Raw genomic sequence first — 20014 nt, 5'->3', positions numbered from 1 at the left:
ACGGAACTGACCTCGACCGTGGGCACGGACGGTGCCGTCGACGAAACCGGACTCCGCACCGCCTTCGGACGCTTTCCCACCGGCGTCACCGCAGTGGCCGCGCTCGACGAGGCGGGCACGCCCCTCGGCATCGCCGCGAGCGCGTTCGTCCCGGTCTCGCTGGATCCACCGCTGGTCGGCCTGTGCGTGCAGCACACCTCCACGACCTGGCCAAGCCTGCAGCACCGCCCGCGCATCGGACTGTCGGTGCTCGGGGATTCCCAGAACCGCGCGTGCCGGCAGCTGGCCAGTCGCAGCAGCAACCGTTTCGCCGGATTGGACTGGCAAACCACGGACCAGGGGGCCGTGTTCCTGCACGGGGCAACAACGTGGCTGGACTGCGCCGTCGAAAACACCGTCACAGCGGGCGACCACGTATTCGTCCAGTTCCGGGTGCACCGCCAATGCGTCCACCCGCAGCACGGGCCCCTGGTGTTCCACGCCAGCAACTTCCACGCGCTCTCCGTGCTGGAAGAGGCGTCATGAGTGCCGCGACGGTCGCGGCCGACCGGTGTGCGGGCGACGCGCTCGGCACCGTCGAGGACGCTCTGGCCTCGTTGCGTTCCGGCCGTCCCGTGCTGGTGGCCGACGAGCGGGAGCCGGCTTGGCCGAGCCACGTCGTGCTGCCGGCGGCACTGGCGGAAGCAACCTGGGTGGCGTGGGCCGTCCGGTACACCTCGGGTCTGCTGTGCGCCGCGCTACCGGGGGAGTGGGCCGATTGGCTCGACCTGCCTCCCATGGTGCGGCCCGGTACCTCCACCGGTGCCGTCTACACCGTGGCGGTCGACGCCGCCCGCGGTGTCACCACCGGCATCAGCGCCGCCGACCGGGCCCGCACGGCCCGCGTGCTGGCCGCCCCGGACTCCGACCCCGATGATCTCATCCGCCCAGGGCACGTGCTGGGGCTGAGGACGGGTGCCGAGGGCGTTCTCGGGCACCGCGGCTTCGCCGAGACCGCCGTCGATCTGTGCACGTTGGCCGGCCTTTCCCCGATCGGCCTCATCGCTGCCGTGACCGAACCTGCCGAGGGGTGGGATGGCGCTGCTGCGCTCGCGAAGCGGTACGAGCTACCAGTTGTGACGGTGGGCGAGCTCATCCAGTACCGCCTCGTCCACGGCGACGGCCGGAAAGGCAGAGTCGCACGCGGAACGCGCCGCAGCGTGTCCACATCGCAGGGCCAGTTCGACGTGATCGGCTACCACGATCACGTCACCGGTGCTGGGCATCTCGCGCTCCTCAGCCCGACCCCACCTGCGGGACAGCCGCTGGTCGCGGTTCACGTCGAGTGCCTGACCGGTGACGTGCTGGGTGACGCTGACTGCGACTGCCGCCGCCGATTCGACGAAGCCTTGGCCAACACCGCTGTGCACGGCGGGGCCGTCATATACCTCCGCCACGACTCCGGAACCGCCGATACCGCAACGAAACCGGACTGCGACGGAGCGGTGGCCGCATCAGCGGTCGAAGCCGGCGCAGCGGCGGCGATCGTGGCGGATCTCGGCATGACCGAAATCCACTTCGACCGCGAGAACACTGCTGTGGCCGAGCTCGCTCGGAGTGGAACCCATCTTGCCGGGTAGCCACGTCAAGTCAGCGCTGCGCCCGCGCGCTGCGCTCGCAGCGATGCCGAACTGGACCGTTCCCGCTCGAGCGGACAGCCGAGAGCAGTGATCGAGCGTCCGCCGCAGCGGGAACGATCCACCTGCGCACAGGCCCCTCACCAGCCATGATCACGAAGTGCTGCTGGATTGGGCCGGGTGCATCCGGTCGCGCGCCTGCCGGTAGGACTCGCGCACCGGCACCAGCGTCGCCGGGTCGCCCGCCGGCAGGCGGCTGCGGGCGACTTCCCAGTTCGGAGGTTCCTCCGCGGCCGACAGGCTCCAGGCTGCCTGCCGTGCGGCGCCGAGGGCCACGTATTCGCCCGGCGTGGGCACTTCCACGTCCGCGCCGAACAGGGCCGGGGCCACGTGCTGCACCGCCGGTGACCGGGCGGCCCCGCCGGTGAGCAGCACGCGGTTGACCGACACGCCGTGTTCGCGCAGTCGGTCCAGGCCGTCGGCGAGTCCGCACAGCATGCCCTCGACGGCGGCCCGGGCCAGATTGCTCGGCGTCATGTTGGTGGTGCGCATCCCCGTGATCGTGCCCGCAGCTTCCGGGAGGTTCGGCGTGCGTTCGCCCTCGAGGTAGGGCAACAGCGTCAGCCCGCCGGCCCCGGGCCCTGCCTGCGCGGCGAGCCGGTTCAGCTCGTCGAGATCGGTGCCGAGCACCTCCGCGGTGCTGCTGAGCACGCGCGCGGCGTTGAGGGTGCACACCAGCGGCAGGAACCGGCCCGTGGCATCGCAGAAACCGGAGATGTTCCCGCTCGGGTCGGCGACCGGCTCCTGCCCGACGGCGAAGACCGTGCCCGAGGTGCCGAGCGAGATCACGACGTCGCCCGGCCCGATGCCCAGCCCCAGGGCGGCACCCATGTTGTCACCGGTGCCCGGCCCGAGGGTGGCACCGCCGGTGGTGGTGCCAGCCGGTTCGGCCGGTCCGCACACCCGGGGCAGGTGCGGCACCGAGCCGAACGCGCGCTCGACCAGGTCCTCGCGATAGCTGCCCGTCCGCGGTGACCAGTATCCCGTTCCGGAGGCGTCGCCCCGGTCGGTGGTGAGGTCGGCGGGATCACCACTACCGGCCAACCGCCACGTCACGTAGTCGTGCGGTAGGCACACCGCCGCGGTGCGCCGGGCCGAAACCGGGTCGGTCTCGGCGAGCCACCGCAGTTTGGCCACGGTGAACGAGGCTCGGGGAACGATCCCGGCCACCTCGGCCCATCGCTGCGGGCCGAGCTCGGCCACGAGCTCCTCGGCCGCTGCGGAGGGGGCGAGATCGTTCCACAGCGACGCCGCGCGCACGATCTCGCCGTCCTCGTCGAGGCAGACCAGTCCGTGCTGCTGGCCGGCCACCGAGATCGCAGCGACGTCGTCGAGCCCGCCGGCCCGGTCGACGGCGGTGTGCAGCGCCGTCCACCAGTGCCGGGGGTCGACCTGGGTTCCGCCGGGATGTTCGGCGTGGCCGTCACGCACCGGCGCGCCGGTGTCGGCGTCGCGGACGAGCACTTTGCAGGCTTGGGTCGACGAATCGACACCCGCGACCAGGGGCATGATCAGCGCGCTCCCATCAGGTGTTCCACGGCCAGCTGCTGCAGGCGGGCGTTGGCCGCGCCCCGCTCGGCCGCCTCGTCCACGTCGAGTCCCTCGGAGCGGACGCTGGTGACGGTCTCGCCCTCGTCCAGAGTGGGCACCGACAGCTGGTCCAGGCGGGCGGCCCTGCGCGCCTCGGCGACCTCGGGGTCCTGGCGGAACTGCCGCGCCCGCTCGCGCAAGATCAGGTAGGTGCGCATGTTGGACCGTGCGCTCTCCCACACGCCGGCCTTGTCCTCGGTGCGCAGCGGCTTGTAGTCGAAGTGGCGGGGACCGTCGTAGCCGCCGTTTTCCAGCAGGTCGACGAGGAAGAACGCGTTGATCAGGTCGCCGTGCCCGAACACGAGGTCCTGGTCGTAGCGCGGGCCGTGCTGGCCGTTGAGGTCGATGTGGAACAACTTGCCCTGCCACAGCGCCTGGGCGTAGCCGTGCACGGCGTTGAGCCCGGCCATCTGCTCGTGACCGACCTCGGGATTGACCCCGACCACTTCGGGATGCTCCAGCGTCTGGATGAAGGCCAGGGCGTGGCCGACGGTCGGCAGCAGGATGTCGCCGCGCGGTTCGTTCGGCTTGGGTTCCACGGCGAAGCGCAGCTGGTAGCCCTGCTCTTTGACGTAGTGCGTCAGCGCGTTGAGGCCCTCGCGGTAGCGGTCCAGGGCCGCGGCCGGATCGTAGGCGGCCTCGGCCTCCGAACCCTCGCGACCGCCCCAGAACACGTAGGTCTGCGCGCCCAGTTCGGCGGCCAGATCGATGTTGCGCGCCGCCTTGCGCAGGGCGAAGCGTCGCACGTCCCGGTCCTTGGCGGTCAGCGCACCATCTTTGAACACCGGGTGTCCGAACAGGTTGGTGGTCGCGGTCGGCACGGTCAGCCCCGTCTCGGCGAGCGCCTTGCGGAACCGCTCGATGATCGCGGTGCGTTCGGCCTCCGGCGTGCCGAACGGGATCAGGTCGTCGTCGTGGAACGTGATGCCGTACGCGCCGATCTCGGCGAGCCCGTGCACTGCCTCGACCGGGTCGAGACGTTCGCGGGTCGGGTCGCCGAACGGGTCGTTGGCCCGCCAGCCGATCGTCCACAGGCCGAAGGCGAAGCGGTCCTGGGGCGTGGGGGTGAGGTCCATGTGCTCTCCTCGTCTCGGATGGTGTCGGGTTGGGGAGGGGATGCTGTCGGGTGCTCAGCCCGTCCGCGTCAGCGCGGTGCGGTCCATGTCCTCGAGGGTTCGGCCCTTGGTCTCGGGGATCCACTTGAGGACGAACCACACCGACACGGCCGCGAATGCGGTGTATCCGAGGTAGGTCATCGACAAGCTGATCTCGGACAGCGGCGGGAACGTGGCGGTGATGGCGAAGTTCGCCAGCCACTGGGCGGCTGCGGCCACCGCCAGAGCTGGAGCGCGGAACCGGTTCGGGAACATCTCGCCCAGCAGCACCCAGACGACCGGACCCCACGAGATGGCGAAGAAGAACACGAACACGTGCGCGGCGATCAGCGCCATCGGGCCGTAGGGGTCGGCCAGGTTCGGCTCGCCGTCCACGGTGCCCGCGTGGCTGAAGGCGTAGGTGGCGACCGCCAGCATGACCGCCATGCCCACCGAGCCGGTCAGCAGCAGGGGACGACGTCCGACCCGGTCCAGAACCATCAGCGCGAGGACGGTCCCGGCGATGTTGAAGATCTGGGTGGACAGGCTCAGCAGCAGCGAGCTGGACTCGTCTATCCCGACCGACTGCCACAGCGCCGAGGAGTAGTAGAAGATGACGTTGATCCCGACGAACTGCTGCAGCGCGGACAGCACGATCCCGACCCAGACGATCGGGAGCAGGCCGGTGCGCGTGTTGCGCAGGTCCCGCACCCGCGGCCGGTGGTCGTTGGCCACGGATTGCTGGATCTCGGCGAGCCGCGTGTCGACGTCGCCCCCTTCGGTGGTGTTGAGGACCTGGCGGGCGCTGTCCGCGCGTCCGCGAGTGACCAGGTAGCGCGGCGATTCGGGGATGGTGAAGGCGAGCAAGCCGTAGAGGACTGCCGGGATCGCCTCCACGGCCAGCATCCACTGCCACGCGTCGAGCCCCAGCAGCGGCTCTTCGGCTCCGCCGGCGGCGCCGGCGATGATCCAGTTGACGGCTTGGGAGATCGCGATTCCCAGCACGATGGCCAGCTGCTGCAGCGAGCCGAGACGTCCTCGGCCGGCCGCGGGGGAGATCTCGGCGATGTAGGCGGGTGCGATCACCGAGGCCATGCCGACCGCGACACCGCCGACGAGTCGCCAGAGGGTGAAGTCCCAGATCGTGAACGGCAGCGCCGAGCCGATCGCGCTGAGCAGGAACAGCACGGCAGCGGTGCGCATCGTGGCCAGGCGGCCGTACCGGTCGGCGAGCGTTCCGGCGTTCCAGGCCCCGAGGGCCGAGCCGATCAGGGCCGTCGCCACGACGAGCCCGGTGACGGCGGCGCCGACCTCGAAGGTGCTTTGAATGGCGGTGACGGCCCCGTTGATCACGGCGGTGTCGTAGCCGAAGAGGAAACCGCCGAGCGCGGCGACCGTGGCGAAGTGCACCGTGCGCAGCGGGCTGGAGCGGGGTCTGGAACTTGAGGAGCCGGTGGTGGAATGGACGGACATCGGTGCTCCATTGCAGTGGTGGGGCGAGCGCTCAGCAGTAGTTAGTAAGGATCATATCCTTACCAACTTCTGTCAAGATGGAAACTGCCCGTCGCCGAGCGGATGGGGCGGAGATCGTCGAGAACCGCGGTGCTCGCGGCTGGCAGCGGCTGCGCAGGCCGCACGAGGAGGTTTCGCAGCATGGCCGACCCCCGGACGGTCCGGCAGATGAACCGGCAGCACGTGCTCGAGCTGTTCGGCGACGGGCGAGCGCGCTCGCGCGCGGCGGTGGCCCGCGCGACCGGTCTGACCAAACCCTCGGTGGCATCGATCATCGACTCCCTGCTGGAGGAGGAGCTGCTGGTCCCCGCCGGCGTGGGCGAGGCCGGTGTCGTCGGTGGCCGCAGGCCGAACCTCGTGGTCTTCAACCCGGACGCGCGCGCCTACGTCGGCGTGCACCTGGGCGTGCGGCGCAGCTCGGTCGCGGTAGCCGACGCGCTCGGCCGGACCCTGGCGCAAGCGGCCGTGCCCAGCGCGGTCGGTGACGCCGCAGCCGGCGTGCGCCAGCTGGGGCCGCTGGTCCGCGGGACGGCCGAGCGAGCGGGCGTGCCCGCCGACCGCATCGCCTCGGTCGGGGTCTCGGTCTCCGGTCTGGTCGACCACCGCAGCGGGCGCTGCCTGCTCGCCCCGAACCTGGATTGGCACGACGTGCCGCTGCGAGAGTGGGTCGAGGAGCTGTTCGGCGTCCCCGCGGTGATCTACAACGAAGCCCACGCCGGTGCGTTGGCAGAACAACGCTTCGGCCGGGGCGAGGGTGTCGCCAACTTCGTGCGGATCATGGTCAGCGCGGGCGTCGGTGCCGGTGTCGTGCTCGATTCCCGGTTGTTCTCCGGAGCCGCCGGAATCGGCGGGGAGATCGGCCATTGCCGTGTCGAAGACGACGGTCGGCCGTGCGCCTGCGGCAACATCGGATGCCTCGAGAGCGTGGCCTCCCAGCCCGCGATCCTGCAGTCGGCACGCGAAGCCGCTGAAGGAACGGCCACCGAGCTCGCATCCGCCTGCGACATCGAAGACGTACTGGCAGCAGCTGCGCGCGGTGACACCGCGGCGGTGGCTGCGGTGCAGCGCGCCGGAACCGGACTGGGGCGCGGGATCGGCTACCTCCTCAACGTGCTCGATCCCGATCTCGTCGTGCTCGGCGGCGCGGTGGCCGGCGTCGGCGAAGTGCTGTGGCGCCCGCTGGAACAGGCCGTTCGGCACTCCTCGCTGCCGCAGTCCGCCTGCCGCCTGGCGGCGAGCTCGTTGAGCAACGCCGAACTCGACGGCGCCGTGCTGCTGGCGCGCGAACACGTCGCGCTCTGAGCAGCCATCACCTCCACCGCGTCGACCCGTGTTGCACGATCGCGTCATGCCGCGGAATTCCACGGAAGTTTCGGTGGATTCCGGGGCATCAGGTTGTTGCAGGACAGAACCGCGCCAGGTACGCGGTTTCACAATCCCTTTCGAAGTTGCGAACCGGTGCCCGCCTCCGCACCGGCCGAGCCGTACACAGATCCTCCGGCGAGGGTGTCCACGATCTCGCGCGCCGCAGCCGGCGCGTCCCGACGCGCACCGCCGACGAGGACGAACACCGCGAACGACACGAGCACCGGGGAGGCGACGGTGACGGCCTCCGGGGCACCCAGCCCGTACTTGACCACCCCGAACGTGCACAGACCTGCCGCCCAGGAGGCGATCGCCCCGCTCGGCCCGATCCTGCGGAAGGGTCGCAGCATGCCGAGCATGAGCGGGATCGAGATCGGCCCGATCAGCGCGCCGACCCACGCGAGGATGATCCCCAGCACACCGCCGAGCCGGTCCGCGTTGAGGGCGATCACCACGCTCAGCGCGACGAAGGAGACCGTCAGCAACCGTCCGAGGGCCAGTTCACGCCTGCCGTCGAGTTCCCGCAGCCGCGCGGACAGCCTCGGCAGCACGTCCCGGGTGAGCACCGCGGAGATCGCGTTCGCGTCCGAGGCGACCATGGACATCGTGTGCGAGAAGAAGCCGACGAGGATCAGCCCCACAAAACCGGCCGGTAGCAGCTGCAGCGCCATCGCAGCGTAGGCGTTCTCCGGGTCGGCCACGTCGACCAGCAGCGGTGCGGCGAACATCGGCAGCATCAGCACCAACGGCCACAGCAGGTAGAGCCCGCTTGACAGCAGTGCGGTGCGGCGCGCCTCGGCAGTGCTGCGCGTGGCCATGTAGCGCTGCGCGAGGTTCCACATCCCGCCGTTGTACTCGAACGTCTTCACCAGCATGTAGACTACGACGAAGTAGCCCGGGTACGTGCTCGTGGCCGGATCGGTGTGCCCCTCGGGGAGCGCGGCCCAGAAACTCGCGTAACCGAGTCCGCGGTCGGACAGCGCCAAGCCGACCACCACGAGCATCGCCACCGCGCCAACAGCCTGGATCAGGAACTGTCCGGCGTCGACCAGTGCATCCGCCCAGATGCCGCCGGCGGTGCAGTACACCAGTGTCGCCGCAGCCGTGCCGATGATGCCCCACATCAGCGGGATTCCGGCGAACGTGTTCAGCAGCAGCGCGACCGCCGACCACTTGGCCGCGACGTCGAACACTTTGAGCAGCGACCCGCTCCAGGCCAGCACTTGCTGCGTGGGCACGTTGAACCGGCTGGCGAGGTACTCCAGGGGTGAGGCGATCGCGTAGTTGCGCCGCAACCGGTTCCACTTCGGTGCGAACAGGAACGCACCGATGCCGGTAGCCACCGACAGCGGGAACAGGAACACCACGTACGACACGATGCCCTCGTCGTAGGCCACTCCCGCGTAGGCGACGAAGATCACCGCGCTGTAACCCGACATGTGGTGCGAAATCCCGGCAAGCCACCAGGGCATCCGGCCGCCGGCGGCGAAGAAGTCACCTGTGTTCGACACCTGCCGGCGCGCCCAGGCTCCGATGAGGACGACGACGACGAGGTAGCCGGCCATGGTGATCCAGTCGAGCGCGTGCATGCGGACTCCTCACAGGCAGAAGGCTTCTCTTGGCGGGCGTTCGACCGGGTCGCGCATCTTCGCGGCAGCCTCGTCCGAGGAATGCGCGTACCCCGAGCAGAGCCGATCGACGTGTCGGTGCGAGCTGATGATCGGGGGATCGCGTACGTGCTCCTGCAACTGGCGTGTGATCGATCGCTGCGCCGGGGCGGTCGGCAACGGCCGCTCCGGGCGCGATTCGAGCGGCTCCGCACCGCCCTGCGTGGTGCTCGCCGCAGTGCTGCAACGCGGTCCTCCCGTTGGCGCATGCCCGCATGCTCGGGTGGAAGTCCCGCGCCGACAACGAGTTGCCCTCAGTTGCCGCGGTCCGGCGCGCATCCGGTCGAACCGCGCACGACGAGCTCGGCGGCGAAGGTCAGGCAGCGCGGTTGCGCCGCCCGCGAGGAGGACCACTCCTGGAGCACGTCCACCGCGCTCGCCCCCATCTCCGCTGCCGGGCCGCGCAAGGTGGTCAGCCCGGGCGCGGTGAGGTTGGCACCGAAGATGTCGTCGCACCCGACGACGCTCACCTCCTCGGGAACGCGCACGCCCGCTGCGAGGAGGCGTCGCGTCGCGCCGAGGGCGACCAGGTCGTTGTAGGCGATCACGGCGGTGGCCGCCACGTCCGCCAGCTCGGCGCCGGCCTCGTAGCCGGCGTCGAGCGTGGGGGTGCACGGCCCCAGCAGGGCGGTGCGCATGCCCAGCTGCGCGGATGCCGCGCGCACGGCGCGCCACCGCTGGCTGTTCATCCAGGAGTTGCGCGGTCCGGCGAGGTAAGTGATGCGCCGGTGGCCGAGTTCGGCCAGGTGCTGCACCGCTTCGTGCATCCCGCCGGCGGTGTCCCAGATCAGCGTGGGCACGCGCGTGGACGCCCGGTTGAGCATGACCAGGGGGACGGTGCGGGCGAGTGACTCGACGACGTCGTCGGACAGGCGCGAGGTTGCCAAGATCGCCCCGGCGGAGGCGGCGAGCAGGCGCTTGGCGTTGCTCGCTTCGAGCTGCGGCGATTCGTCGCTGTCGGCCAGCGCGAGGGTGTAGCCGCGCTCGAACGCGTGGCTCTGGGCCGCTTTCACCAGCGGTCCGTAATACGGGTTGGCGATGTCGGAGACGACCAGCATCACCGCCCGCTCGCGCACTCCCGCGGCCGCTCGCGTCCGCTCGGGTGGCACGTAGCCGAGCACGCGCGCGGCGGTGTAGACGCGCTCGCGCATGCGGGCGCTGACCCGGCCAGGTCGGGAGAAGGCGCGGGAGACGGTCGAGGCGGCCACGCCGCAGTGCCGCGCCACGTCGTAGATCGTCACCTGCCGCTGCGCTCCGCCGCCGTCACCGTGCGGCTCGTCGTCAACCTCCTGGTCGGCGCTCCGCACCGCGGCGCTGGCACCGTCGACCGCTGTGCACATGGTTTCGGACCGCCTCATCGTTGAAGGGGGCACCGTTCGGCGGTCAGGGCCGGTCTCGCGGCGAGGCCGGCCCTGACCCAGCCGCCGCGGCGCTCGCGGCGGCGGATCCTCCGCCAGCGGAGTCGTCCCCGCTGACGGGCCGCCCGTGGGCTCACGCTCCGTCGCCGACGTGGACGGTGAAACTCGTTCGCTGCTTCGCACCGCGGTACTCGATGGTTGCGGTCACCGTGGCGACCCCGGGCGAGCGGGTGCGCGCACCGTTGCCGTCGACCTGCACCACCTCGGGCCGGTTGGACTCGTAGTCGATGCGCATTCCCGGTGGTAGCGGTGCGGCGGTGCCTTCGGCGTCGTAGCCGCGGCGGGTGCCGTCGGACATCGCCACTGCCGGCCGCGGAGCGATGTTCGTCCCCGGCGCGTACATCACGCGGGAGGCGTTGTTGTCCTCCGGGTCGCCCTCGGCCTGCGGTGTCACCGACACGGACTCCGGTTTCGGCACGAGTGCGCCGGTCACATCCAGGTGCTGCTCGTCGGCCGCGTTCCCGCTGGAGCGACCCAGCTGCAGCTCGTAGGCGTCGTCGACGGTTTCGCGGCTGCGCTGCTCGTCGAAGAAGGCCAGCTCGTGCACGGGGACGTGGAAAGTGACCTCGGTGCTCTCGCCCGGTTCGAGCTGCACCTTCTGGAAATCGGCCAGGCGCTTGTCGGGACGCGGGGCGTCCCCGCCCCGCTGCTGCGAGCTACCGCCCCGCTGCTGCGAGCTCGAGTAGAGCTGCACGACGTCGGATCCGGCCCTGTTCGATCGGTTGGTGATCGTGGCCCGCGCGGTCACGGTTCCGTTGGCGTCGACGCTCTCGCTGTCGACGCGCAGGTCGCCGTAGTCGAAGTCGCTGTAGCTCAGTCCGTGGCCGAAGGAGTAGGAGGGATCGCCCTGGAAGTACCGGTAGGTGCGGCCGGGATCGCCCTCGTGCGGCCGGATGTCGTAGTCACCGGGCTGGCCCAGCTGCTCGTCGTTGCGGTACCAGGTGAACGGCAGGTGCCCGCCCGGGTTGTGCGCGCCGGTGAGCACGTCGGCGAGGGCTTGGCCCTTGCGCTGCCCGTTGTAGGAGCTCCACAGGATCGCCGGCACGTCATCGGCGAAGCGCGTCACGTCGACCGGGCCGACGGTTTCCAAGTATACCGCGGTGTTGGGGTTGCTGTCCGCGACGCCTTCGATCAAGTCGGTCTGCGGTTCGGGCAGTTGCAGCGTCTCGCGGTCCTTCTCCTCCTTCGCGTGGTCGTCGTCAGTGCCGGCGTAGACCAGGGCAGTGTCGTAGTCCGCGGCCTTGCGGACCGAGTCGGCGTTGGCCTTGGTGGGGTCCTGCGGATCGGTACCGGGCAGGTAGTCCACAGTGGCCTGCGGGTTGATCCGCTTGATCGCCCGTTTGACGCCCTCGAAGCCGTTGACGCTGTTGGCCTGTCCCGATGGCCCCTGCTCGCTGGAGTAGCCGCCGAGATACATCTGTTCCGGGTTGGCGTAGTCGCCGATGACGGCGACGCGGAACGGGCCGTTGCGCGGTACGTCGAGCGGCAGGACCTTCTTGCCGTCGGCCGCCGGGTCGTTCTGCATCAGCACGAGCGATTCGCTGCCGGCGCGGCGGGCCAGGGCGAGCCGCTCCTCGGTTTGCGTGACGGCCTTGTTGGCCTCCGAGTTCTCCCAGCTGCCGCGCGGGACGCGGTCGTGGGCGCGCTGCACCCACGGGTTGTTCGCGTCGTCGTCGAACTCGCCCAGTCGGATGCGGGTGGTGAACAGCCGCACGAGCGAAGCGTCCAGGAAGTTCTCGGTGTAGGCGCCGTTCGAGGTCTGCGTGCCCTGTTCGACCGCGGTGGGCAGCGTGTTGCCGTAGTGGTGCTCGTCGTGCAGGCCCTGGTTGCAGTTCAGGTCCACCCCGGCAGCGTTGGCGTAGGCGTTGCGCTGCACCGGTCCGACGGGTTCGTCTTGGCCCGGCGGCTGCCAGTGGTGCCCGTGCTGCATCTCGCGGGCGGAGTCGCAGTCGGTCGTCATAAACCCTCGGAAGCCGAACGTCTTGCGCGCGAGCGTGTCGAGCAGGTGCGTGCTGGCCGTGGCCGGGACGCCGTTGACGCGGTTGTAGGAGGTCATGATCGAGCCCGGCTGGGTGCGCTCGAGGACTTCCTCGAAGGGCTTGGTGTAGTACTGCCGCAGCGTGCTCTCGTCCATGTCGGACGATCCGGTGGTGCGGTTGTACTCGGTGTTGTTCGCTGCCAAGTGCTTGATGGTGGTGCTCGTCTTGAGGTATCCGCCGCTGTCCGGCCGCAGGTGACCGTTGCGGTCCTTGCCCTCCATGCCGTTGACGTACTGCGCGGCCAGTGCCGCGGTGAGTTTCGGGTCCTCGCCGTAGGTTTCGTCGTTGCGTCCCCACCGCGGATCGCGGCCGAGGTTGATCGTCGGCGAGTAGAAGTTGAGGTTGAGGCGGTTGTCCCGCACCACCTCCCGGGCCTCGCTGGAGACCTGCTCGGCGACCTCGTGCGCGAGCTTCGGGTCCCAGGTGGATCCCATGGACAGGCTCACCGGGTAGGACGTGGTGTTGACCAGATCCGGCGGGTCGTCGCCGTCGTTGGTCTGCTCCCGCGAGACGCCGTGGATGGCCTCGTTCCACCAGCCGTAGTCCTTGACGCCCAGGCGCGGGATCGCGGGCGCCTTGCTGGAGGTGAGCTGCCGGGCCTTCTCCTCGACCGTCATGCGGGAGACGAGGTCGGCCGCGCGTTCGGCGGGCGCGTAGGACGGGTCGCGGTAGACGGGCGGTTCGGCCGCCGCGGTCGAGGCGGTCGTCCCGACGCAGGTGAGGCACAGGCTCAGCGCCGTGGCGAGCAGGAGCGGTCGTTTCCTCCGGGGGCGCACGGTGACCTCCAGGCGGTTCGTCGCGGTCAGTGGGAAGGGCTGGGCGCTCTCGGGCGTTCCGGGGCCTCCGCCGGGTCGGAATGCAGGTCCGTCCGAGGCGGTTCAGGTTCGTCGCGTCGTTGCTGGCGCATCGATCTCCGACATATAAGATTTTAAAGAGGAAAAAATAAAATGCTCGCGCCGTCAACCCCGGACATAGGCGATACTGGCCGGGAGCCGCCGAAACGAGGAACCAGTGAGTGCTTCGACCACGTCGGGCCGCGCCCCGGCCGGCCTGCGCCGCCACAACCTGCGCACGATCCTGCAACAGCTGCACCTGCACGGGCCCACCAGCCGCGCTGACCTGTGCGAGGTCACCGGACTGACCCGCAGTGCGGTGGCCGACCTCGTCGGAGAACTCGCCGACCGCGGCCTGGTCACCGAAGGCGAAGCCGCGGGACCGCAGGGCGGACGCGGCCGTCCGCCGCGGATCGTCTCCCCGCGCGGTGACCGCGCCCAGGTGCTGGCCGTGGCGATCGAAGTGGACACGATCCGCATCAGCCGCGTCGGGTTCGGCGGCACGCTGCTCGACGAGGAGCACGTGCCGCACGACTGGGAACCCGGTGCGCCCGCGCGCAGCCTCACCCAGATCACCGAGCTCATCGCCGACCGCGCGCGCCGCGCCGAGGAGCTGATCGCGCTCGGCGTCGCCGTGCCCGGACTCGTGCGCAGCGCCGACGGGCAGGTGATGCACGCACCCAACCTGGACTGGCACGACTTGAGCCTCGGTGCGGAACTGCGCCGGTCCACGGCGCTGCCACTGCCGACCATCGTCGGCAACGAAGCCCGGCTGGCCGCACTGGCCGAACAGCGCCGCGGCGCGGGCCGCGACTGCGGTGAACTCGTCTACGTCTCCGCCGAAGTCGGCGTCGGCGGCGGCATCATCACACGGGACCGGGTGCTGACCGGGCACACCGGATATGCCGGCGAGATCGGGCACATGATCACCGACCCGGGGGGACGGCGGTGCCGCTGCGGCGGGCGCGGCTGCTGGGAAACCGAGATCGGCGCCGACGCGCTGCTGCGCCACGCCGGCGTGCACTCCCCGGCGGACCGGCACGCAGCGTTGAACGACCTGCTCGCCCGCGCCGCCACCGACACCGACGCCGTGCAGGCGCTGCGCACGCTGTGCACGCCGGTCGCCAAGGGACTGGCCAACCTGGCCAACATCCTCAACCCGGAGCGCGTGATCCTCGGCGGACTGCTCGCCCCGCTGCTGCAGCACGCCCGGGCGGACCTGGACACCGCGCTGGAGGAGTTCCGCGGCCCGGACGTGCCGCTGCAGCTGTGCCGGGCCGAGCTGGGAGAGCACGGCGGCCTGCTCGGCGCGGCCGAAGCAGCCGTCAACCAGTACCTGAGCCAGTTCGACTGACCACCACGAGGGATTTCGGATCCCGCGCGGCGCCAACGCGGTCTCGAGCTCCTGACCCGACATCGCAGAGCGCGGAAGCCGGCCCTGTCCCCAACGAGGCGGTTTCAAGACCGCGGTGGTGCTCCTCGTCGCCAGCTCGCCGAAGTTCTCGTCGAAATGACGGGACGAACGCGGGAAGGCGCACGCCACTCACGACGGCGTGGTGCCGTGGTACCTCCTCCGCCGGCAGTGCGCGAGGGCTCTCGCGCCCCAGAAGCGCTCGGGAATGCGCTCGTCCTCCCGGAACAACCAACCACTGGACGCGTCCGTAGGCATCGCCTGCAACTTTCCCGTGCTGGCAACAGCGGCAACCGCTTGACCGGTGCCGGTGGCGTTGGTGATCTCCCATGCGTACCCGGCCGCACCTCCGCGACTCCGTGGACGGCCCGTCGACCCACCAGGGAGGATCATGGTGGTACGACGCCGCACCGTGCTGAAGATGGCCGCCGCAGCCACCGTGCTGTCCGGATCGACCTCCACCGCCTCCCGCGCCGTCGCCGAGTCCGCACGTGGTAGCGGAGCCTTCCCCGCCACAGCGACCGGCGGGATCGACGCGGAACGTCCGCGGGCTCCGCTCCCCGCGGGCGAAGCGCACTTCGCCCGCGGACGCCGTATGGCCTTCCTCAGGTTCGACCCGGTTCCGGATCGGCCGGTGCAGCGGGCGAAGTTGCGGTTCGCGGTCACCGCCCAGCACAACAGCGACGGCGGGTACTGGCCGTTCGAGGTCTACGCCGTAGACGCGCGCGGCTGGAACACCGATACGATCACCTGGAGCGATTCCCCGCGGCACGGCGGCGACTGGCTGGCGCTCGTCGACGCCAGCTCCGCCGCTGACGCCGACCCGCGGGGGGTGCACGAAATCGACGTCACCGGCCACGTGGCGGCGCGGACCGCCGCCGGCGAGCCGATCGCCTTCCGCGTGGAAGGACTCCCGGACAAGGACTGGGCACTGACCCTCGGCGGGGCCGACTCCACTGGCGCGCCGGAACTCGTGCTGTTCACCGAGGACCCCGTCGGCGACCTCGGTCCCCCCGCGCCCGAGGCGGTCAGCACGGCCGGCTCCGGCCTGTGGTTGCGCTACGCACCACTGACCGGTTCCGCCCACCGCGCAGCGCAGCGACACGCGCAGCGGCTGTCCGTAGAGTCCGGCGGGCCGGTGCTGCAGGCCGCCGCCGACGAACTCCGCTCCGCGCTGGGCGTGCTGCTCGGCGCTGACGTTCCCGTCGACGAGCGGGCGCAGCCCGCGGACGGTGGCATCCTGGTAGGGACGGCGGACGCACCCGCAGTGCGTGGCCTGCTGCGCGATTCCGGCCGCGAGAACGCGGTGCGACAACTCGGACCGGAGGGCTACCTCCTGGCCAGTCTGCGCAACGAACAGGGACGCACGGTGCTGCTGACGTCCACCGACGAGTCCGGCGTGCTCTACGGTGCTTTCCGCATGCTGCGCATGTTGCGCCTCGGTGAGGACCTCGACGAGGTCGATCTCACCGACGCCCCGGCGATTCGCTACCGCCTCAACCACCACTGGGACAACTTCCCCTCGACGGCGGCGCGCGACGGGTGGGGAACGATCGAACGCGGCTACGCGGGCCACTCGCCGTGGCAGTTGGACCTTCCGGCATCCCAAGTGGTCGACCGCTACCAGGAGTACGGGCGCCTCAACGCGTCGGTCGGCATCAATGGGACGGTGCTGAACAACCCGAACGCCACTGTGGACTGGATCGACCCGAACAACCTCCCGCGCATCGCAGCGCTCGCCGATGCGCTGCGACCCTACGGGATGCAGGTCTACTTGGCGCTGCGCTTCGACAGTCCGATCGCGACGAACGAACTGGACACCGCTGACCCGCTGGACCCGCGGGTGCGTCGGTGGTGGCGACGCGCGCTGGAGCGCATCTACCGGAACATCCCGGATTTCGGCGGTGTGCTGGTCAAGGGCGATTCGGAGGGGGAGCCCGGGCCGCTGCGGTACGGTCGCTCGCACGCGCAGGCGGCGAACATGTTCGCCGACATCCTCCGCGGGCACGGCGGTGTCGTGCTGTGGCGGATGTTCGTCTACGGCGAAGCCCTCGAGAACCCCGACCCTGACCGCGCCAAGCAGGCTTACGAGCTGTTCCAGCCGCAGGACGGCGACTTCGCCGAGAACGTCATCCTGCAGAGCAAGCACGGACCCTGGGACTTCCAACCTCGCGAACCGGTGACGCCGGTGTTCGGCGGCTTTCCGAACACGAACCTGGGCATCGAACTGCCACTGATGAAGGAGTACACCGGCCACACCACGCACGCCAACTACCCGGCGGCCTACTTCGAACGAGTCTTCGCCTTCGACACCCACGCGCGCGGCAGCGGCCACACGGTGGCCGACGTGGTCGACGGCAGCACCTTCGGCTACGCCCGCACCCTGGCGGTGGCGGTGAACAACCCCGGCACGGACCAGAACTGGACGCGGATGCCGCTGGACCAGTGCAACTGGTACGGGTTCGGCGTACTCGCGTGGAATCCGCGCTCCTCGGCTCGCGAGCTGGCCGTGCAGTGGGCGCGGTTGGCGCTGCACACCGATCGCAGTGCGGGCGTCGAGGTCGCCGACTGGCTGATCACCGCCGACGAGGCGTACCGCCAGTACTACCAACCACTCGGCATTCCGTTCACGTCTTCGGTGGAATACCACTTCAAGAACGAGCCGGAAGCCTGGGAGGAATCAGCCAACGGCGCCACCTCCGCCGGAATCGGCGTGGACCGCACGCGCGCAGGCACCGACTACAGCGCTTTGTACCCCGCACCGATCGCGCGGCGCTACGAGCACCTGGCGAGGACACCGCAGGATCTCGTGCTGTTCCTGCACCACGTGCGTTACGACGCCGTGCTGCCGCACACCGGTGAGACCCTGGCGCAGAGCATCTACGACAGCACGTTCGCCGGTGTGGACGGGGTGCGCGAACTCGTCACCCGGTGGGAGCGGCTGCACGGCCAGGTGGACGAGCCCGTGTGGCTGGCTGTGCGGTGGATGCTGCGTCGCCAGCTCAGCGAGGCGGTCAACTACCGCAACGTGATGAACCACTACGTGCGCACCCGGTCCGGCCTGGCCGACCGACGTGGCCGGGACAGCGGACTGCGGCACCAGCCCGGTGCCATCCTGCCGGATCAGACGGTGCGGCCCGGTGGGCCGATCCGCGACGTGCGGGCCCCGGCGGCCGCGCGCGCCTACCTGCTGCCGGCGAACTGGGCCGGCATCGGTCGATGGGACCGGGAGGATCGGCTGCTGCTGGCCGCGGACGAACGTACGGGCAGCCGCGGAGCCGTGCACGGCGACCGGGCCGTGTTGCGCGCTCCCGCCGAACCCGGCGAGTACCGCCTGCACGCGGTCAACGACCAGGGCTTCGTCTCCGCGCCTTCACAGGGCGTCGTGTGCGTGCATCCCGGGGTCTGAACTCGCCGCCCCGGCCGCTCAGGACCTTCGCGTCGCTGATCGGGACCTGTTCAGAACCCCAGCTCGAACACCCACGCGGCGAGCGTGTACATGGTGATCGGGACCAGCATCATGGCCGCCAGGTTCAGCCAGAGGCCACCGCGCACCATCTGACCGATCGTGACGTATCCGGACCCGATCGCGATCGCGTTCGGGGGTGTCGCGATGGGCAGCATGAAGGCGAAGCCGCTCGCGAACACGGTCGTCAAGACCAGAGTCATCGGTTCCTGCCCGAGGCCTGCGGCAATCCCGCCCATCACCGGCACGTAGGTCGCGATGGTCGCGGTGGTGCTCGTCAGCTCGGTGAGGAACAGGACGAGTCCTGCGACGAGGATGACCAACAAGATCGGTGGCACACCCCGAAGCCCGGCCACGTGGCTGCCCAACCAGTCGCTAAGCCCGGATTGGGTGATCATCGCGGACATGCTGAGCCCACCGCCGAACATGAGCAGGATCCCCCAGGGCACGTCGCTGGCGTCTTCCCACCGCATCAGCATTTGGTCGCGCCGAGGCCGGACAGGCAGCAGGAAGCACACTATCGCAGCGATGACCGCGATGCCGGCTTCGGAGACGTTGCCCAGCCATGGCAACAGGTTCGCGGCCGGTGGCCAGTCACTGAGCAGGGGGATGAAGATCCAGCACAACGCCGTGCCGACGAACACGACGGCGATGAACCGTTCGCCGCGTCCGAGCGGACCCAGCTCCTGGAGCTGCTGGCGGATCAGTGCGGCACCTCCGGGAATTTCGTCGATGCGGGGAGGGAAGATCATCCGCGTCAACAAGAACCAAGCAATGGTGAGGAAGACCAGCGATAACGGGGTGCCGACCAGCATCCACTCCGCGAACGTGATCTCGATGCCGTGATTTTGCGCCAGGTACGCAACCACGAAAGCGTTGCCCGGTGTGGCGACGATGGTGGTGGTGGTGCTCATGGTGGCGCCGTAGGCGATGCCGAGCATGAGGCAGATGGCGAAGTTCCGGTCGATGTCCTCGCCGTTTCGCCTGAGCAGGGTCACGATGGACAGGCCCATCGGCAACATCATCATCGCCGTTGCCGTCGAGCTGACCCACATGCTGATCAAAGCGGTCGCCAGCATGAACCCGCCGATGAGCCGAGTGGGCCGCGTTCCGACCGCCAGCACGACGGCGAGCGCGATGCGCCGGTGCAATCCCCACTTCTGCATCGTCAGCGCGAGGACGAAACCACCGAGGAACAGGAACACCACGTCGGAGGCGTAAGGCGCTGCGACGGTGTCCAGTTCCGCGACGCCGAGCACGGGGAACAGCGCCAACGGCAGCAGCGCCGTCGCCGCGAACGGGACCGCCTCGGTCATCCACCACACGGCCATGAGCACGGTGACACCGGCGACCGAGCACGCCGTCGGGCTCAAGGCCTCCGCCGTCGACGAGGTGAGCAGGAACGTGGCCAAGCCCAGTGCGGGACCGAGAAAGATCCCGATGACTCGACGTAGGGGCATCCGCTGTTCGGCGGTGCCGGGCTCACCGGGCGCGGCCGAAGACGTCGAGGTGGACTCGTCGCTGAGGTCGGCGGAGGTTTTCATGTGCCATGGGCCTTCCTTCTCGAAGCGTGGTCGGTTCGCCTGCACGGGACGCTCGGTGCTGCGCGGGTTCGGTTGTTCGCTGCGTCGGTGCTCGGTTCGCGCGGGGCCGTGGAGCCGGTGGCGTTCGGGCCGAGGCGGGATGGACACCAGATCGGACCGCGGCGGATGTCAGGTTCACGGCCGGTCGTCTTCAACCGCGGTCTTCGTTGCTCGTTCGAGCGTCGAGGTCGGCGAGGTGTCGGGTGCCGGCCGACGATGCCGCGGGCACGCATCAGGCGGGGCACGCGCTTGCGGTTGATGCGGTTCCCCTGGTCACACCGCTCCGCGGTGACCCGTGGTGCCCGTGCGAACAGCCGGGTTCAGCATGGGGCTCCTGGAACCGTTCGGTCCGCTGATCCT

General features: G+C 70.0%; 13 protein-coding genes. 5 read left to right on the top strand and 8 right to left on the bottom strand.

All coding sequences use genetic code 11. The features are described from left to right. The first annotated feature begins 18 nt into the window (after positions 1-18). A complete protein-coding gene (locus tag ACVGV2_RS12825) occupies positions 19-525 on the top strand; it encodes a flavin reductase family protein (RefSeq protein ID WP_459165977.1) in 507 nt (168 codons plus the stop codon). Next, positions 522-1619 carry a 3,4-dihydroxy-2-butanone-4-phosphate synthase gene (locus tag ACVGV2_RS12820; protein ID WP_459162606.1) on the top strand — a complete coding sequence of 366 codons (1098 nt, stop codon included), beginning with the start codon at positions 522-524 and terminating at the stop codon, positions 1617-1619. The genes ACVGV2_RS12825 and ACVGV2_RS12820 overlap by 4 nt, the downstream gene beginning before the upstream one ends. Positions 1620-1769: 150 nt before the next feature. On the opposite strand, the gene xylB is transcribed toward ACVGV2_RS12820, so the two are convergent. The 3 genes from xylB to ACVGV2_RS12805 are packed head-to-tail and all read right to left on the bottom strand — an operon-like array spanning position 1770 to position 5833. Continuing rightward, complete coding sequence (gene xylB / locus ACVGV2_RS12815; protein WP_459162605.1) at positions 1770-3185, bottom strand: xylulokinase; 1416 nt, start codon at positions 3183-3185, stop codon at positions 1770-1772. 2 nt (positions 3186-3187) lie between these two features. Then, entirely contained in the window at positions 3188-4342 is a 1155-nt protein-coding gene (xylA, locus tag ACVGV2_RS12810) for a xylose isomerase (RefSeq protein ID WP_459162604.1), read from the bottom strand. Between the two features lie 54 nt (positions 4343-4396). Further along, positions 4397-5833, bottom strand: a complete 1437-nt coding sequence (locus ACVGV2_RS12805) for a sugar porter family MFS transporter (RefSeq protein ID WP_459162603.1) — start codon at positions 5831-5833, stop codon at positions 4397-4399. Positions 5834-6013: 180 nt separating this feature from the next. On the opposite strand from ACVGV2_RS12805, the gene ACVGV2_RS12800 reads away from it, so the two are divergent. After that, entirely contained in the window at positions 6014-7174 is a 1161-nt protein-coding gene (locus tag ACVGV2_RS12800) for an ROK family protein (RefSeq protein ID WP_459162602.1), read from the top strand. A 128-nt stretch (positions 7175-7302) separates the two neighbouring features. Here ACVGV2_RS12800 and ACVGV2_RS12795 read toward each other — a convergent pair whose 3' ends face one another. From ACVGV2_RS12795 to ACVGV2_RS12785, 3 genes are all read right to left on the bottom strand, one after another. Continuing rightward, positions 7303-8826, bottom strand: coding sequence for a sodium:solute symporter family protein (locus tag ACVGV2_RS12795; protein ID WP_459162601.1), 1524 nt, complete (start codon positions 8824-8826; stop codon positions 7303-7305). Between the two features lie 332 nt (positions 8827-9158). Then, entirely contained in the window at positions 9159-10262 is a 1104-nt protein-coding gene (locus ACVGV2_RS12790) for a LacI family DNA-binding transcriptional regulator (RefSeq protein ID WP_459162600.1), read from the bottom strand. A gap of 133 nt (positions 10263-10395) precedes the next feature. Next, on the bottom strand, positions 10396-13137 hold the full coding sequence (locus tag ACVGV2_RS12785; RefSeq protein WP_459162599.1) for a glycoside hydrolase family 3 C-terminal domain-containing protein: 2742 nt from the start codon (positions 13135-13137) through the stop codon (positions 10396-10398). A gap of 235 nt (positions 13138-13372) precedes the next feature. Here ACVGV2_RS12785 and ACVGV2_RS12780 point away from each other — a divergent pair, with 235 nt between their 5' ends. Continuing rightward, on the top strand, positions 13373-14548 hold the full coding sequence (locus ACVGV2_RS12780; protein ID WP_459162598.1) for an ROK family protein: 1176 nt from the start codon (positions 13373-13375) through the stop codon (positions 14546-14548). Between the two features lie 448 nt (positions 14549-14996). Then, the gene (locus ACVGV2_RS12775; protein ID WP_459162597.1) at positions 14997-18014 is read left to right on the top strand and encodes an alpha-glucuronidase family glycosyl hydrolase; all 3018 of its coding nucleotides are present in this window, start codon (positions 14997-14999) and stop codon (positions 18012-18014) included. Positions 18015-18064: 50 nt separating this feature from the next. Here the strand turns inward: ACVGV2_RS12775 and ACVGV2_RS12770 are convergent, their stop codons facing one another. Continuing rightward, a complete protein-coding gene (locus ACVGV2_RS12770) occupies positions 18065-19615 on the bottom strand; it encodes an SLC13 family permease (protein WP_459162596.1) in 1551 nt (516 codons plus the stop codon). Then, positions 19612-19968: an IS3 family transposase gene (locus tag ACVGV2_RS12765; protein WP_459165976.1), complete on the bottom strand. Its 357-nt coding sequence runs from the start codon at positions 19966-19968 to the stop codon at positions 19612-19614. Before ACVGV2_RS12765 ends, ACVGV2_RS12770 begins: the two co-directional genes overlap by 4 nt. Positions 19969-20014: the final 46 nt, after the last annotated feature.

Source organism: Bounagaea algeriensis (assembly GCF_054491375.1).
Note: the sequence above shows the minus strand (reverse complement) of the source record. Positions and strands in the feature narration are given on the sequence as shown.